The 16,145-nt window shown below is 46.9% G+C and carries 13 protein-coding genes; 7 read left to right on the top strand and 6 right to left on the bottom strand.

All coding sequences use genetic code 11. From position 1 onward, the window contains the following. Positions 1-202: 202 nt before the first annotated feature. The 3 genes from MJO52_RS18350 to MJO52_RS18340 form a co-directional block, all read right to left on the bottom strand. Positions 203-1,306: an agmatine deiminase family protein gene (locus MJO52_RS18350; RefSeq protein WP_252083402.1), complete on the bottom strand. Its 1,104-nt coding sequence runs from the start codon at positions 1,304-1,306 to the stop codon at positions 203-205. A 1,182-nt stretch (positions 1,307-2,488) separates the two neighbouring features. Then, a complete protein-coding gene (locus MJO52_RS18345; protein ID WP_252083401.1) occupies positions 2,489-3,154 on the bottom strand; it encodes a replication protein P in 666 nt (221 codons plus the stop codon). Beyond that, the gene (locus tag MJO52_RS18340) at positions 3,066-4,397 is read right to left on the bottom strand and encodes a DnaT-like ssDNA-binding domain-containing protein (protein ID WP_252083400.1); all 1,332 of its coding nucleotides are present in this window, start codon (positions 4,395-4,397) and stop codon (positions 3,066-3,068) included. Before MJO52_RS18340 ends, MJO52_RS18345 begins: the two co-directional genes overlap by 89 nt. A gap of 216 nt (positions 4,398-4,613) precedes the next feature. On the opposite strand from MJO52_RS18340, the gene MJO52_RS18335 reads away from it, so the two are divergent. The 4 genes from MJO52_RS18335 (at position 4,614) to gbpA (ending at position 10,488) form a co-directional block, all read left to right on the top strand. After that, positions 4,614-6,857, top strand: coding sequence for a heavy metal translocating P-type ATPase (locus tag MJO52_RS18335; protein WP_252083399.1), 2,244 nt, complete (start codon positions 4,614-4,616; stop codon positions 6,855-6,857). Then, complete coding sequence (locus MJO52_RS18330) at positions 6,857-7,225, top strand: cupredoxin domain-containing protein (protein ID WP_252083398.1); 369 nt, start codon at positions 6,857-6,859, stop codon at positions 7,223-7,225. Before MJO52_RS18335 ends, MJO52_RS18330 begins: the two co-directional genes overlap by 1 nt. A gap of 229 nt (positions 7,226-7,454) precedes the next feature. Further along, entirely contained in the window at positions 7,455-8,309 is an 855-nt protein-coding gene (locus MJO52_RS18325) for a DUF417 family protein (protein WP_252083397.1), read from the top strand. Between the two features lie 667 nt (positions 8,310-8,976). Further along, entirely contained in the window at positions 8,977-10,488 is a 1,512-nt protein-coding gene (gbpA, locus tag MJO52_RS18320) for an N-acetylglucosamine-binding protein GbpA (protein ID WP_286036986.1), read from the top strand. 96 nt (positions 10,489-10,584) lie between these two features. Here the strand turns inward: gbpA and MJO52_RS18315 are convergent, their stop codons facing one another. From MJO52_RS18315 to MJO52_RS18305, 3 genes are all read right to left on the bottom strand, one after another. Then, the gene (locus tag MJO52_RS18315; RefSeq protein ID WP_353505492.1) at positions 10,585-11,091 is read right to left on the bottom strand and encodes a macro domain-containing protein; all 507 of its coding nucleotides are present in this window, start codon (positions 11,089-11,091) and stop codon (positions 10,585-10,587) included. Between the two features lie 125 nt (positions 11,092-11,216). Next, complete coding sequence (locus MJO52_RS18310) at positions 11,217-11,642, bottom strand: N-acetyltransferase (RefSeq protein ID WP_252083395.1); 426 nt, start codon at positions 11,640-11,642, stop codon at positions 11,217-11,219. A 141-nt stretch (positions 11,643-11,783) separates the two neighbouring features. After that, positions 11,784-12,395, bottom strand: a complete 612-nt coding sequence (locus tag MJO52_RS18305) for a TetR/AcrR family transcriptional regulator (protein WP_252083394.1) — start codon at positions 12,393-12,395, stop codon at positions 11,784-11,786. 138 nt (positions 12,396-12,533) lie between these two features. Here MJO52_RS18305 and MJO52_RS18300 point away from each other — a divergent pair, with 138 nt between their 5' ends. The 3 genes from MJO52_RS18300 to MJO52_RS18290 all read left to right on the top strand — a co-directional run bounded on the left by MJO52_RS18300 (position 12,534) and on the right by MJO52_RS18290 (position 16,045). Beyond that, a complete protein-coding gene (locus tag MJO52_RS18300; protein ID WP_252083393.1) occupies positions 12,534-13,610 on the top strand; it encodes an MBL fold metallo-hydrolase in 1,077 nt (358 codons plus the stop codon). 211 nt (positions 13,611-13,821) lie between these two features. Then, positions 13,822-14,616 (top strand): SDR family NAD(P)-dependent oxidoreductase, encoded by a 795-nt coding sequence (locus tag MJO52_RS18295; RefSeq protein ID WP_252083392.1) that lies wholly within the window; start codon positions 13,822-13,824, stop codon positions 14,614-14,616. A 589-nt stretch (positions 14,617-15,205) separates the two neighbouring features. Continuing rightward, positions 15,206-16,045 carry an alpha/beta hydrolase gene (locus MJO52_RS18290; protein ID WP_252083391.1) on the top strand — a complete coding sequence of 280 codons (840 nt, stop codon included), beginning with the start codon at positions 15,206-15,208 and terminating at the stop codon, positions 16,043-16,045. Positions 16,046-16,145 lie beyond the last annotated feature (100 nt).

Raw genomic sequence — 16,145 nt, 5'->3', positions numbered from 1 at the left:
AAGAAGGATGTTTTACTATAGAAATGTAATTATTTGTAATTTCTATTTTTCATGGATATTTATGCAGTCAATGTATTTATAGGCAAAATTATTGCTGCTCAAATATACTCAAAATAAATACACACTTCTTTATGGCGAATATCTAAGGTAGCAAGTATTTAGATATATTAAATCTCCGTTAATCACTTTAAGTTAAGAGCAGTTAAATTTCCGGTTCCTGTTGGGTTGTACAATGTATACCTCCACCACCGGCTGCTATGCCATCAATATTGATTTGTATAATATCGCGATTAGGAAATGCTCTTTGTAATTTTCGCTTGGCTGAGGCATCTGCATAGTGATCGCCGAACTCAGGTGCTATGACCGCGCCATTGCAAACATAGAAGTTAATATATCCAGCGGCGAAATCCCTGTTGTCAAACCGCTCTCGAATTATTGAAGGTGCCTCTAATACAATAACTTCTAGTTCGCGGCCACTGGCATCCGTTACAGAGCGTAGAATCTCAAGATGCCGCTTTGTTACGGCGTGATCGAAAGAGTTGGGATCGGGATCAAAGCCGGCAACAACTACACCTGGGTGTACGAAACGGGCATAAAAATCTGTATGTCCGTCAGTGATATCCATATCTTTAATGCCAGGTAACCAGATAATTTTCTCTAGACCAAGAAGCTGCTTTAATTCCCGTTCGCATTGTTGCTTACTAACACCTGGGTTACGGTTATCGTTGAGCACACAACTCTCGGTTATGATCGCGGTACCATACCCATCAACCTCTATCCCGCCGCCTTCGAGTATCAGGTTAGTTTGGATACTGGGTACACCGGCCGACTGAGCAGTGAATGCAGCAACTTCTGCATCATTATCAAAATCCTGCTTTTCTCCCCAACCATTGAAGTTGAAGTCAATAGCCGCTTTATCACCGTTTTCATTTACAATAAAAACGGGGCCTGTATCACGTATCCACAAGTCATCTAGAGGGCAAACAACTAGTTCGATCTTATCTCCCATTAGTCGCCGGGCAAGTGGGAGATCTGCTTGTCGAACCAGCATTGAAACGGGCTCGTACTCCGCAATCGTCAGCGCAATTGTTGCCAAATTCTGCTGGACTTCCCTAAGGAGTTTCCGTCCCCAAATTTTGCGGCTTGCACCAAAGGCCATCCAAGTACGCAGGTGAGGCTCACCCTCATCTGGCATGTACCAAGTACTTTTACTATTCATTACTGCAAATGACTCCTTGGTGCCATTCAGTAGAGAGGCTGCAGTAAAAGTACCTAGAACCTTAACGAAATTACGACGATTGGTCATAAAGTGACCTCCCTTTCTTAAATATAAATGATGCTACCGAAGAAGATAAGTTGATTAAAAGGATATCAGGTTAACTAACCCATAGCAGTAATCCATGTATATTAGCCTCTTTTATGGCTACCAATAATTTACAATAAGTATAAAGTTCACAATCATCATAAAAAAGTGATTCATTGCTTCTTAAAATACGCAATTCAGAATCATCTGTGTTTGAAAGTGTTGGCCAGTGACGTTTTTTACCAAGTAACTCAGTATCGTGACTTAATTGTGGGTGTGAACTAACCTTCAGAAATTTTGTATTGAATATATTTAATTTCAACTTTTGATACTCAATATCTAGTGGAATAAATGCCTCTGAATACTCGATTTTTTAGTTCTTCTTTTGTCTAATATCGGTTTTAATAGATTATATGGTTTTCCTAAGTCATTCCATGAGCAATCATGTGAGCAGCAAAGTTCTTGCTGAGTATCATTAAATATTAGATTTAATTTCTGTTCTAATGTTTTTTTTACAACTGATGTCAAAAGTATTATTGTAAATTGCCGTTGGAGTTCCTACCCAGAAGCAAAACATTCTATCGTTTTTTCTAAATTTCTTTAATATGCTCAACAATATTTTTCCTTGAGACTTGAGGTAAAGAACTGTAGCCGATGGGTTGTGCAGGCTATGAAGTCAGTATTATCAAGGTTTTTTTTAGGGAGCTAATTCCTACAATTTTTCTTCTGAATCAAGCCAAACTCTACATTTATTCAGCATCCACACCTCTGTGGGCACTGCCATGAGTTAATAAATAGATTTAATCATTTTCAATGAAAAGCAGCTCTGTATCATCATTCACAAACTTAGTTGAAATAATCTTTATATAGTGATCAGCTAGACAATGAGTATCCAGTCCGCCACTAAGGGATTAATTTAGTATCAACTCCCCTAAAACAACATTGAATCAATTTTTTATCTAAATGGTTCGATCATGCATGTCAGAGAGGTGATTATTTAAATCGAACTCATGATAGCGAATAGTTTTAAGATAATTTAAATTCTTGAGGATGTTCTACTTTTGAGCATGGCTCGATAAAAAACGATCGGCCTGGCCAGTAGATTCGGTTCTATTTTAGGAGAGTATGTGGGGAGAGTTTAGAGGAGGGCGCTCAGGGTATTCCTAAGCGCCGGACAAAGTAAATTTAAATACCTAATTCAGCCCGAAGGGCTGCCATCTTTTGCGCATTTTCTTCTTTGGAGAGTGGAGTACCGGGGTCTTCTTCCAGCTTTAACTGTTCCGGGGCACCGAGTTTTTCTCCTTCCAGTACGCGCGCACAAAGCTTGCGGTAGTGCTCTGCAAATACCGGGTAGGCGATAGATTCTGGGTTGTTGGAGAGAAAATACCAGTTGGATTCACGCCCAGCATGGTAAACCGCTGGGTGACTCCAATTGTGATTGGTTTTGGGGCTGGGCGCATTGCAGGCTTCGCGGTAGGCGGAGCGGGCTTCTGGCAGGCCGCTTTCGCCGGCGGCACAGAGCTGCAGCATTTTGTGAACTGTGGGCAGGTATTCGCTCTGCAGTATCGCGCGCTTTGCGCCCTGCATAATATCCTGGGCTTCAAAAGCGGCCAGCGCTTCGAGCCACAGGCGTTTTGCGTGATGCAGGGTTTCGGTATCCGGAAATGCGGCACTGAACTGGTTGTGGTAATTCAGTTTAAACAACGCGAAGACTTCGTTAATCGCGCGCTTTTTTTCGTTCAGTAGTTCCTGATCTTGTGCATTACCAGTTTGTGTCTGTGAGTATGTCGCCGATTGAGCGGTCGCGGGTGCGCTGGTTTGCGCTGTTGTGGGCGTCTTGTGGATTGCCATAAGAGTTTCCTATTGCCAACTTGTTGCGCTCTGCCCATTGATGGCGAGCGTGACGCACAAATACGGCGTCCCAGCTTTTGCGCGCGGCGTTTTGGCCGCGCCAGTAAATAATAAATTCCGGCACCAGTGATAGGGCGAAGTCACGCTCTATCTCGCACTGGTTCACCAGGTGGCTCAGGCAGTCGCCGCCGGGCTGCCAGTTGCGCGCTATGGGTTTGGCTACCGGGTTTTTCTCAATACCCTGGCAGTAGTAGGCCCATTCCTCGCGAGCGTACTCAATAAACAGCTCGCCCCAGCGCGCGCTGTGGCCACCGCGCTCTGTCCACTTGTAAATAAATTCCGGCAGCAGTTCGGCGGCAAAGCGCGGGTTGATTGCCAGGCGCTGTAGTTGTTCCCAGGTATGTTCACTGGGTTGCCAGTCGCGCGTCATAGCAGTGGGTTTGCGCTTTTCAATAAATGGAGTTTCCTGTTTCTCCCAGTCTTCCATGATCCAGTCATTGAATTCCAGATCCCAAGAAATGGATTGCTTGCCGCTGGAACGGTGGTAGTCGAGGAAGCGCTGTAGGCCGCGGCTGACAAATGTACTGGGTACCCCCTCGTCGGCCAGTTTGCGCAGGGTGTCGTTGTTCGGTTGCCAGTTATCCGGCAGGGCCTGCTTGCGCTGGGCAGTAGCACGAAAGGCTTCCCATTTGCTCTTTACCTGGCGCAGGAACAGTGAGCCAAAGGAGTGGCGTGGCTCGGCCCGTTCGCGCCAGTAGGTGACAAACTCCGGTAACTGCTCCCGCACAAAGTGTTCCGGGATACCGAGCTGGCTGATGCGCGCCATAGTTTCGGCATCTGGCTGCCAGCTGGGGGCAATGGTGTTGGCACTGCGATTGGCTGGTGCCGGGGTGCGGCTCGGTGCCGGGGTTTGAGCCAGGGCTGTAGGGCGGCGGTGTTCACTGGGCAGGGTGAACTTGAGGACTTCACTGCTACCGAAAGGAGCTGCGCCCAGCATCAGGGCGCCCTGATTGCGCAGGCTGGTGGCTACCCGCTGGATATCTGCTGCCTGCCAGAACGGCAGAAGCAGATAAAGTTGCTCGCCGGTGGCGGTAAACCAGTCCCGCCCAGCGTAGGGCTCCGCGGGCAGGAAAGGTATCAGGTCGCCCAGGGCGGTGAGCAATACCGCTTCCTCCAGGCCAACAGTTGAGGCCAGAGTCGGGGAGATACTCAGGGGTCTTTCGGGGAGCAGGGGGTGTTTCATGGCGCGATAATAACACTCCGGCGTGGGGCTTGCGCGGCCTTTACAGTGGCTCTTTATAGCCTGCTTTTGCCAGAGCAAGGCGCGCCAGTCCAGCCGCTAAGCTGAATAATGGCGACCCGGAAATAGGGCAGGGAAAATTATGGCTGTAACCCGTTGCCTTACCCTTGGGGTAAGGTTGTAACTTTGTCGCCAGAAACGGTATTGCGGGAGAGCATTATGGCGAGAGAACAGCAAGCAGCGCAGACACTATTCCGCCTCAGTGGCGTGAGCTGTGCCGGCTGTGTGAATAAGATTGAAAGCGCCGTGCAGGGTGTTGCGGGGGTGCAGGATGCCCGCATAAACCTGGCCGATAAAACCCTTAAGGTGCAGGGCGCGGCGGCGCCGCAAAGTTGCATCGAGGCGGTGCGCCAGGCGGGTTATGACGCCGAGGTGGCCAAGAGTAGCGAGCGCCAGCGGCGCGAAGAGCAGCGTGCCCAGGAAGAGCGCCACTATCACCAGTTGCTGTGGCGCTCCGCTATTGCCCTGGGTGTGGGCCTGCCGTTGATGGCCTGGGGCCTGATCACCGATAAGATGTCCGTCAACAGCTTCGCAGATCAGCTGGCTTGGGGCGTCATGGGGCTTATTACCCTGGCGATTCTGGTGTTCTGTGGTGGTCAATTTTTCAGTGGGGCCTGGAAAGCGCTACGCCACCACAGCGCCACTATGGATACCCTGGTGGCCCTGGGTACCGGCACGGCCTGGCTTTTTTCCATGTTGGTGGTGTTGGTGCCCCACCTGCTGCCGGAGGCAGCCCGCCATGTGTACTTTGAGGCCAGCGCTATGATTATCGGCCTGATCAGCCTGGGCCAGGCACTGGAAGTGCGCGCTCGCGGGCGCACCAGTGCGGCGGTGGAGAAACTGTTGGAGCTGCAGGACACCTCGGCGCGGGTTCTGCGCGACGGTAAAGAAGTGGATCTGCCGATTGAGCAGGTTCAGGCCGGTGACCAGTTGCGCGTGCGCCCCGGTGAAAAGATCCCGGTGGATGGCATGGTGCTGGAGGGTGGTAGCCTGGTGGATGAATCCATGCTCACCGGCGAGCCGGTGCCGGTGAAGAAGGGCGAGGGGGACAATCTGGCTGCCGGCACCCTGAACAAGAACGGCAGCTTGCTGTTCCGGGCGGAAAAAGTGGGGGCGGACACCCGCCTGGCACAAATTATTGAGATGGTCAAAAACGCCCAGGGCTCTCGGGTGCCCATTGCGCGCCTGGCAGACAAAATCTCGGCCATTTTTGTGCCGGTGGTGATGATCATCGCTGTGGTGGCGGCACTGGTCTGGTTCAACCTGGGACCGGATCCGCGCGCCGCCCATATGCTGGTGGTTCTTACCTCGGTGCTGATTATTGCCTGCCCCTGCGCCCTGGGGCTGGCTACGCCCATGTCGGTGATGGTGGGCGTGGGTAAGGGTGCGGAGTACGGTGTGCTGGTGCGCAACGGCAAGGCGTTGCAGCAGTCCTGCAATCTGGATGTGCTGGTTGTGGATAAGACCGGCACGCTCACCGAGGGCTCACCACGCCTCACCGATATCGAGAGCGAAGGCGATAGCGATGAGTTACTGCGTTTACTGGCGAGCCTGGAACAGGGCTCGGAGCATCCGCTGGCTGAGGCGGTTGTGACTGCGGCCCATGAGAAAAAGCTTGATCTACAAAAGCCCAGTGATTTCGAAGCCATTACCGCACATGGGGTGATGGGGGTTATTTCCGGTAAAAAGATACTGCTCGGTAACAGTAAGTTAATGCAGCGGGAAAATATTCCCCTGGGTGACTGGAAGGCCCGCGCCAACAATCTGGCGGAGGCAGGGCGTACGGTGATGTATGCGGCAGTGGATGGTGTAATGCAGGGAATTATCGCTGTGGCTGATCCGATTAGGGATGATGCCGCAGCGGCCATAGCCCGTTTGCGTAAGTTGGGCCTGCGCTTGGAGATGCTGACTGGTGATAACCAAGCCAGTGCCGAGGCCGTTGCCCGCCATCTTAAAATCGATAAAGTACACGCTGAGTTATTGCCGGAAGACAAAGAGCGCATAGTGGCGCAACTGCAGAAAGACGGTGCGCGTGTGGGCATGGTGGGAGATGGTATCAATGATGCCCCAGCACTGGCTCGCGCTGATGTGGGCTTTGCGATCGGTGCCGGTACCGATGTCGCTATCGAAAGTGCCGATGTCACCCTGATGCGTTCCTCCCTACATGGAGTCGCCAATGCGGTGGAATTATCGCGGGCGACTCTCGGCAATATCAAACAGAACCTTTTTGGAGCCTTTATTTATAACACCCTAGGTATACCCATCGCCGCAGGGGTACTATTTCCGCTCACCGGCATGTTGCTGAGCCCGATCGTAGCAGGTGCCGCTATGGCACTTTCCTCGCTCACCGTGGTGAGCAATGCCAACCGTCTACGCTTCTTTAAGCCCTCGGAGGTGCACTAATGATTGCGACCCTGGTAAATACCATCGGAGTACTGCTAATTATTGCCATCATCTGGTGGTTCTGGCTGGGTCCAAGGCGCGGTGCGGCAAAGACAGTGGCGGTCAGTGAACAACTGCAAATAGTGGTCAAAGATGGGGTTTATGAGCCGGATCATATTCGCCTGCCTTCGGGTCATGCCGCCACCCTGCATTTTTTACGGGAAGATCCCAGCCCTTGCTCCGAGTGGGTGATTTTCCCCGATCTCGAAATCAGTGCTGAGCTAGCGCTCAATAAAGAAACCACGGTAGAAATCCCTGCGGCCAAACCGGGAAAATATCCCTTTAGCTGCCAGATGCAGATGTATCGTGGGACGCTTACCCTGGAATAAAGTGAACTCAACCGGAAGAGGTCAGTTTATTTTCTGCGAACAAGTCAATTAAGGTGTAATTATTTCCAGTCAGGACCGACAAAATTAATAGGCCTTCAGGCACTTCCTTCACAGCTAACCCGACTTAGAACACTTAATGGGTCATCGGAGCATAGGGAAGTGCCCGGAGGAGACAGAGGGAAGCCACTAGGTTTTCCAGAAGTGCTATTTACGATTTGGTCCCTAAATAATGAACACCTTTTTGCAAAAAACTTCTAGGGCCCTGTTGGGCCTTTCATTTACATTGATCGCTGCTGCCTTGCTTCTTGGCCAGAATGGGGGCCTGGCCTCCATTTTCGGATTTTATGGCGTTAATAGTGAGGCGGGTTTGCACATTGTAAGAATTGCCGTAGCGCTACTCTTTGCGGTAGCTGCGGTTATAGCCCTGCTATCACTGTTAAAACCACAATATATTCGCCCCCTGGCACTCCTGATTATATGTATATCCTTGGTCCCTCTATTAAGTCTCTTCGGAAGTGCGCATTGGATCGATAGCCTTGGTGGGTTTCCCGCTATTGGCTCCGGGCAGGGCGTGATCAAGTACTTTGCTCTCACCGCGATTGGTCTGACACTGTTGAGCTGCAGTGCCTGTCAGTCAATGCGCTATATCTGGCTGAACTATTTACCGGTGGGGTTGGTTCTGTTGTGGATTGGCGGAATGAAGTTCACTGCAATAGAAGCTCAGGGTATTGAGGGCCTGGTGAGTAGTTCACCCTTGATGGCATGGCTCTATAGTTTCTTCAATGTACAACAGGCCTCCAATCTGATTGGCATCTATGACTTGATCGCTCTGATCATTTTGGCTTTGGGGTTAGTTATCCGGTCCCTGTTTTGGCCGGGAATACTGCTCTGTGGTGCGGTGTTTGTGACAACTCAGACTTTTCTGTTCAGCTATCCCGGAAGCTGGCAAAGCCCTGGAGTTTTGGCCTCTAGTGGCATATTTATTATTAAAGATCTTTGGTTTATCGCCAATCTGCTAATAATGATCGATATCCGTAAACATCTAAGTCACTCAGTTACCGGTAAGCAACAGGGTTGCGTCTAATCGTAGATATTGAGGCGTAAAGAATAGTATTTTTTATTTTTGAGCATAAATCACTACTTTGGCTGTTGGGCCTTGAGGGTTTCATTTCCTTCTGCCCCTGCCTCTCAGTAGACCTTTTATGGCGGCATAACATATGGATGATTTAATCTTTTTGCCCTTTAGCCAGTTTTTAGAAGACTCGTCTACTGAGTGAATATGTCTAGGTAACACAGGGATGTGTAGCTTTGTGACTACTAAATAAAAATGAGGTGTTTATTGGTCTTCTAGTCTTGATTATTTTTTTAAGAACAATTCATAATTTTTAGTCATATATTCAGAGAGATTTTCTTGCTGTCTAGGTAGTTGCTTCCCGTTGCCTATATGTCTAGATCTTTCTAAATATTTATACGTGGTTTTATTTTTCTTTTTTCAAGACAGTAAGCTTAAATAGAAATTCCCTTGCATGAATAATTTATTCCTTTCTTAAAATGGCAGTATGGCTTTTGGTGACAATTTTTCACTATGTTTGCATAATTGCGAAATTATTTGGAACCGTATCTAAAGGTCAAAGTCCATTAACCTGACAATAACGCCTCACAAGTATTTTTTAAATAAAGCGATGTTTACTTGGTCGGGCAAAAATAAGGAAGTAAATAAACCCAGGAAGGAAATCGCACATGCATAAATAATGGCTGTTGATATGACTTTACGAATGAAAAAAGCGGTTTCGTCACTGAAGAAACCTGCATTAAACAAAACTCTATTGGCGATGATTCTGGTGGGGGTCAGCTCTAATACAATTGGCCATGGCTACGTGGAAGAATATGATGGAGGTGCGGCATCTGCGCGGGGTACTTTATGTAAATACCCTCTAGCCTCTACAGGTCAAAAAAACATAAATTGTGGAGCCGTTCAATGGGAGCCGCAAAGTGTTGAAGGGCCCGAAGGGTTTCCAGAGAGTGGCCCGGCTGATGGCATGATCGCTAGTGCCGGTAGTAATGTATGGTCACCATTAAATGAACAAACTGCTGACCGCTGGCTGAAAACTCCCATAACTGCTGGTAAACAAACTTTTAAGTGGCACTTTACCGCGAATCACGTAGCTCGTGACTGGAAATATTATATTACCAAACCGGATTGGAACCCCAATCAACCATTATCCCGAGCTTCATTTGATTTAAATCCATTCTGTACTATTGATGGAAATAATCAAAAGCCACCCATTGATATGTATCACGAATGCGTGGTTCCTGAGCGAGATGGGTACCAAGTTATCCTTGCTGTGTGGGATGTGGCTGATACAGCCGCGGCCTTTTACAATGTTATCGACGTAGAATTTGATGGCGATGGAGTGCCCGAATCAGAATGGAATCAAGGTGGAACAATTAATCCAACACAAAACTTAAAAGTTGGCGATAAAGTTTCCACACGTGTTTATAGTAGCAGTAATGAAGAGCCAGCTTATGCAACAGTGCTGGAAATTGCTACTGATGAGCAGGGTATGGCTAATAACTGGGCACATGATCTTGCAACCAAAATCAATCAAGAACAGACCAGTATTCGCGCAGGCCAGTTTAATGGCGAAGATCAATTTAGCCCTGTCTTTGGCTCAAATCCAATATATTTACAGGATGGCAGCGGTTTAGAGCGTGTTGAAATTAATTATGAAATCAACAGCCCAACACCAGATTATGATTTAAATGTGTCAGGACTTGAGGATATGTACACAATATCTGACGATCCACTCTCACTACAGCTTGCTCTCACCGCAAAAGGAAATATCAGGGCTGAGCTGAAAGTCTTGAACCATGCTCGTGAAACACTGGCTAATTATGAAGTCAATATGAGTGACGGTCAGAGATTAGATAGGACTTTGACACTTTCAAAGTCTGAACCTGGCCATCATATGCTCGTTATTGTGACAAAAGATATTGATGGAAATTTGATTGATCAAACTACACAAGATTTCCACTTGATGGAAGACGAAACTTCTCCACCGCCAGCAGGTGACTACGACTTTGTTTTCCCCGAAGGTCTAAAATCCTATACGGCAGGAACTAAAGTAATGGGCAGTGATGGGAATATTTATCAATGTAAGCCCTTCCCTAATTCTGGCTACTGTGTCCAGTGGAGCAGAAGTGCAAACCAGTATGAACCTGGCAGAGGTAGCTACTGGCAGATGGCCTGGGAAAAATTATAAATCCAACTAATCAAACAAGGCCCCACTAGGGGCCTTTTTGTATTTTACGATGTGCTTTACTTACGTTGAGCTACTCCAATAGGGCATTGGCTCTATTTAGTATGTGATTTGCAGTTTTCTATGGGTTTCATGAATTTCTTTAAAGCTGGGAATTCTAGGAGGTTTGGATAAGTAATTGTAGGCTGCTCGCATATGGCCAGCACAACGCCTAGCCGGTAAATTCCCAATGCCAGTGCCCAAGCCTGGGCAAACTATGGAGTTTATCTTCTTCGTGGGGTCTGACTTATTGAATAGTTTTACTGAGTTTAAAATGGCCCTGAAAGCATAGTAGGCATTCATGGTATTTGATATGTCCTCAGGAATACGCATAGTGGGGGCAGAAATCATGTAAGGCCAATTGGCATTCGAGGTTGAAATCACTATTGCTGATCCAATGGGCAGCTCACCATGAAAATCAGATTTAATTCGCTTTTGTAACTGATCTTCCACCTCAAACCCTAATTCATTTCTAATCGGCAGGTCGAGGCCTCCATCCATAATTCCAAAACTGTTTGCTGGGCTTACCATTGCATCGGCAGGTTTTGAGAAATAATCACCCTCAATAATTTCAAAAATCTCAATATCACTAAAAACCTGGTGCTATGCTTGAGTCAGCTCTTTTGATTTGTCGATTAAATATATCTTGTCAGGGAGCATTGTCTTTTACTTATATTTTGGGGGTAGGCACTTTATATCTTTGTGCTCATCAAGCACTCAATATGTCCCGTATGATTATCTACTTGCTCTTTTTGTGAGTGAAAGCCTTGAGATAGGTAAAACTGATAGCTATTAACATTCTCTTTGTAAACCGTTAGGTTTAACGGGTTTCTCTGTGATTTAGCGTGTGCTATAAGCCGTTTCCCAATGCCCTGGCCTTGGAATTCTGGATCCACAAAAAGCGCGGCTAAAGTATTGTCAGCTAGAGAGTAAAAGCCATATATCTTTGAGTGTATATCATAGATATAGGTTTCTGAGTTTGGTATATAGATATCGCGCATATTATCTATTTGAGACTCCCAGAAGTCAGCTGCGATAAAATTATGTGCCCTAATGGAGGCTTTTAGCCAAATATTTAAGATGGGCTCTATGTCGTTTGGGTTGTAGCTTCTAATCATTGTCAGTATATATCCTGAGCCATTAAACCTAGGCTCAATAGCCTAAGGGAAGATTAATACGATATTGACATACCTGATTCATTTTTGCAGTTGAGTTTCCTGGGGAATCCTGATTGCTATTTAGAGCTGCCAATCAGAGTATTAAACCTGATAATGACTCAAAAACATCTCCGCAGTACGCTCCGCCAGTGCGGCTTGTTCGGTTGAGCTAGGCGGGCCGGAGAGTTGTAACATCTGTGGCCAAAAACAGCTTCCCTTAATTAAGTTGTGTATCTGCCCGCTGGCGATTTCTGGGTCCAGTGGCTTCAGTCGGCCATCGGCTGCGGCGGCTTTAATCCAGCGTTGTACGCCGGTTTCATGGGCTTTGTATTTTTCCATTTCCTGACGCAGGGCTTCCGGCTGGTGGAAGAAGTAGTCGAAGGCCATACGGTTTAGTTCAATATACTGCGGGTTGCAGATAGTTTTAATTTCCAGCGCCAAAAGCGTGTGTAGTTGAGCATAAAGGTCGCTATCCGGGTTGTAGTCACAGCCTGGGGACTGGGTTGCCTGCTGCCAGAGCTCGCCAATCAAAAACATTATCAAGGCTTCCTTGCTGGCAAAGTGGTTATATACCGTGCGCTTGGACACCTGGGCACGTGCTGCCAGCTCATCCATACTGGTTCCCTGAACGCCCAGTTCCTGAAAGGCCTGCTTAGCGGCATCAATAATGGCCTGGCGCTTAATTTCGCTTCTGGTCGGCTTCTTTTCACTCATGTGACTCTCGATATCTCTGCTTGCGTCAGGAAAGCTACCTGGCGGGGAATTAGTCTAAGTGATTAATTTTACACTAACTGGTTTACTTTTTCTTCTGTCGACAATAAACTGCACTGTATAGTTTACTTGGTGGCATCTATGAAGAAGCGCTGGTGGTTATTGCTAGGAGTGATAGGTATGTCCGTTGGTCTATTTAATAGCTGTGCTACACAGCCGCAAAAGTTTCAAAACACGGAGACCGTTTATAAAGCGGGGCTGGGTAAGATGGTGGGCATCATTGCAGCCTATGCCCGTGCTGAGAGGGCGGCACCGGTACCTAGAGCACCTCTTCCGCTACAGACGATCACAAAGGAAATACTCACAAATAATGAGGGTCAGCCCACGATCTATCGCCTGGGGCACTCATCCGTTTTGATCCATCTTGATGGGGAGTTTGTGCTTACTGACCCGGTATTCAGTGAGAGGGCTTCACCAGTACAGTGGATGGGGCCGAAACGTTTCCATCCGCTACCTTTGTCTCTACAAGATCTGCCGGCGTTAAAAGCCGTAATAATCAGTCATGATCACTACGATCACCTGGATAAAACCAGCGTGCGCACCCTGGATAAGAAAGTTGAACGCTTTATTGTTCCTACAGGGGTAGGCGATTACTTACGGGGATGGGGGGTCGCTTCAGGCAAGATTATCGAACTGGCCTGGTGGCAGTCCTTTTCAATAGGGAGTCTGCAATTTACGGCCACTCCGGCGCAACATTTTTCCGGGCGCGGCCTAACTGATAGGGATAAAACTTTATGGGCCAGCTGGGTAATTGCAGGGCACGAGGCACGAATCTTCTTTAGCGGTGATAGTGGTTATTTCGGTGGCTTTCGGGAAATCGGGGAGCGCTTCGGGCCCTTTGATCTAACCCTGATAGAAACCGGTGCTTACAACGATCTGTGGAGTGAAGTCCATATGCTACCGGAGGAGAGTGTGCAGGCTCATTTGGATTTGCGTGGCCGTGCCATGGTTCCTATCCACAACAGTACCTTTGATCTTGCCCTGCACGATTGGTTTGAACCCCTAGAGCGCGCGTCAATGGCCGCAGAAGCTCATGGGGCAACAGTTCTTACGCCTGTTATCGGTGCTCCGGTGAATGTGCTTACGCCCGCCCCGACACAGGCCTGGTGGAGGAAGTTTACTGTAGAGGAACAGGTTGAGCTGGCTACTCAACCATAAAGACGGTCTTGCCAACTCAGTTGAGTATCTTTCGAGAGGGAAATGCAGATGGATAAACAATTTATATTGATAACCGGAGCTTCGTTGGATATGGGCAAGGGCTCTGCCTGAGCACTGGCTATAAAGGATTTTGTCTGCACACCTGCCCGATGTCGGGATCGAATGGGCGACCTAAATAAATAGGATTTGAGTTGTATTGGGATAGTAGTAAATGAAATCAAAGACTGTTTTAGTTACGGGAGCTTCTTCGGGAATCGGCGAAGCATTTGCGTATGAATGTGCTAAAAGGGGTGCAAACCTAATTTTGGTTGCTCGATCTGAAGACTCCTTATCGAATATCGCAACAAAAATTAATGAATTATACCCAGTAGATACAAACTTTATTCCTATGGATTTAAGCGTAGAAGGATCTGCGCAAAAGCTCTTTGATAAAACTAAAGAGATGGGTATTGAAGTTGAAATTCTCATTAATAACGCAGGTTTTGGCAAGTGGGGAAGCTTTGAAAGCTTCACTCTTGAAACCTATAGGGATATGTTGCAGCTCAATATTAACACCCTTACAGAGCTGTGTTACTTATTTCTACCAGAGATGAGACTTAAAAAAACAGGCGGTATCATTAATGTTGCCTCTGGAGCAGCCCTGATGCCGGTACCTTATGCTGGAGTCTACTCTGCATCCAAAAGTTACGTACTGAATTTTTCGGAAGCTCTGCACAATGAACTACAAGGAACCGGTGTAACAGTAACCTGCCTTTGCCCCGGTGGAACCAAGACAAATTTTGCCGAGGTGGCGAATAATCAAGTCAAGGTGGATGAAAGTATCTACGAAACTGCTGAGTATGTTGCTCAAGTAGGGTTAGAAGGATTCTTGTCTCAAAAAAGTTATGTATTGTCAGGTAAGCAAAAGTGGGCACTGGTTTTACTTTCTCGACTTCTGAGTCGAGCGCAACTGCTGCGTCTATCGGGGAAAGTATTTAAGCGTATTGTAAGTAATGAAAAGACATAAAATTCCTCTATTTCACTAGAGCTGAATTATCCACTTGGCCTTGCTGTGGGCCTTATTGATAATCTGGGAGGATTGTATTCCTGCTGACTCTGGAGAGTCAGAATACTGGGTTGCCGCTGAGTGGTATTTTTACGCTTCAGTTAGTAAAGGTTGCATAAATTTCTGGGGTTAAAATGGTGGTTCAATATTTTCTGGTAGCTGGTAGCTGGTAGCTGGTAGCTGGTAGCTGGTAGCTGGTAGCAGTAGCTTTGGGTATTGAATTTAGGCTATTTGAGAATCGAGTGTGTCGCCACATTCAACTCATAGGATAAAGATTAGAGTGGATCCTGGGTAAGTTGTCTTAAAAGATACAATGACGTCTTATTTTGCAAAATTGCAGGATGTTGTATTGGTTTAGCTTTGCTTGAAGCTATGAAAGGCTACACTCCGCGAGTTTTTTGTTTTTAAATAAATGTGAGTTTTATGCCTATCTATTTACATGGCTATTAATTTTTGTGTCTAAGTTGACATTATGGTTTGCTCTGAATTAAAAACTGGGGTGTCGCTGATTGCATTGGTGATAGTAATTTCATCCAGCTAGGGAAAGTTTATGCGAATATTATTGTCAACGATTGTTTTTATACTTGTCGTTTCTGTGAGGGCGGTGTCTGCAGGAACTGCCGAGCCAGTCTCTTTTACTCGTGGCGAAATATTGTCTTTTCATTACCAGTCAGACCTCTTGGCGCGTCAGTATCAAATTGATGTGCTATTGCCTAAAGAGTACGATCCCGAGAACGATACCGTTCAATATCCAGTTGTTTATATGGTGGATGGTTATCTCGATTTTCCAATGATGGCTCCAAATTTCTTCAAGCAGAGTGTAACAGGAAAGATTCCGGCTTTTATTTTTGTGGGCATTGATTATGTTGATGATAGTTTGGGAAAGTTGCGGCGTCTCGATTTGACGCCAACTGCTGTGGATATGGATGGGGAAGTTCAGGGGGGTGGTGCGAATCAGTTTCTTGAGTTTATTAACAAAGAGTTAAAGCCCTTTATTAACAATACTTTCCCTGCTGATCAACAGGATCAGACCTTTATGGGGCATTCTTTAGGGGGATTGTTTGCTCTTCATACTTTGTTTACTCAGCCAGATAGCTTTCATCGTTACATCATAGCAAGCCCTAGTGTCTGGTGGGATGATAAAGTGATCCTTGCCAAGGAACGATATTATGCGGGATATAATACAGATATGGATAAGCATATATTCATGTTTGTCGGTAAGGAAGAAGGGTTTATGGTGAAGGACATGAAACAACTTGTGCGCAGGTTAGATTCGCGCAATTATCCTAGCCTTAAATTGTCGAAAAAAGTATTTAAGGGGGAGAATCACCTAACGGTTCCAGTGGTGGGTTACAATTTCGGAATTAGGGAAATATTTAAAGAAGATTAACGCTTTAGCTGCTTGGCTGACCTTTTTTGCACCTCTGCGAATTATTCTTGCCATCTTGTTTGATGTTGGGCACATAAAGATTTAAGGTTCATAGGGTGAA

Origin of the sequence: Microbulbifer variabilis (assembly GCF_023716485.1) — a bacterium.
GTDB lineage: Bacteria > Pseudomonadota > Gammaproteobacteria > Pseudomonadales > Cellvibrionaceae > Microbulbifer > Microbulbifer variabilis_B.
Note: the sequence above shows the minus strand (reverse complement) of the source record. Positions and strands in the feature narration are given on the sequence as shown.

Excerpts from the sequence above, each read along its gene's own strand:
- MJO52_RS18350 (WP_252083402.1), bottom strand. The coding sequence starts at position 1,306 with ATGACCAATCGTCGTAATTTCGTTAAGGTTCTAGGTACTTTTACTGCA.
- MJO52_RS18345 (WP_252083401.1), bottom strand. The coding sequence starts at position 3,154 with ATGGCAATCCACAAGACGCCCACAACAGCGCAAACCAGCGCACCCGCG.
- MJO52_RS18340 (WP_252083400.1), bottom strand. The coding sequence starts at position 4,397 with ATGAAACACCCCCTGCTCCCCGAAAGACCCCTGAGTATCTCCCCGACT.
- MJO52_RS18335 (WP_252083399.1), top strand. The coding sequence starts at position 4,614 with ATGGCGAGAGAACAGCAAGCAGCGCAGACACTATTCCGCCTCAGTGGC.
- MJO52_RS18330 (WP_252083398.1), top strand. The coding sequence starts at position 6,857 with ATGATTGCGACCCTGGTAAATACCATCGGAGTACTGCTAATTATTGCC.
- MJO52_RS18325 (WP_252083397.1), top strand. The coding sequence starts at position 7,455 with ATGAACACCTTTTTGCAAAAAACTTCTAGGGCCCTGTTGGGCCTTTCA.
- gbpA (WP_286036986.1), top strand. The coding sequence starts at position 8,977 with ATGGCTGTTGATATGACTTTACGAATGAAAAAAGCGGTTTCGTCACTG.
- MJO52_RS18310 (WP_252083395.1), bottom strand. The coding sequence starts at position 11,642 with ATGATTAGAAGCTACAACCCAAACGACATAGAGCCCATCTTAAATATT.
- MJO52_RS18305 (WP_252083394.1), bottom strand. The coding sequence starts at position 12,395 with ATGAGTGAAAAGAAGCCGACCAGAAGCGAAATTAAGCGCCAGGCCATT.
- MJO52_RS18300 (WP_252083393.1), top strand. The coding sequence starts at position 12,534 with ATGAAGAAGCGCTGGTGGTTATTGCTAGGAGTGATAGGTATGTCCGTT.
- MJO52_RS18295 (WP_252083392.1), top strand. The coding sequence starts at position 13,822 with ATGAAATCAAAGACTGTTTTAGTTACGGGAGCTTCTTCGGGAATCGGC.
- MJO52_RS18290 (WP_252083391.1), top strand. The coding sequence starts at position 15,206 with ATGCGAATATTATTGTCAACGATTGTTTTTATACTTGTCGTTTCTGTG.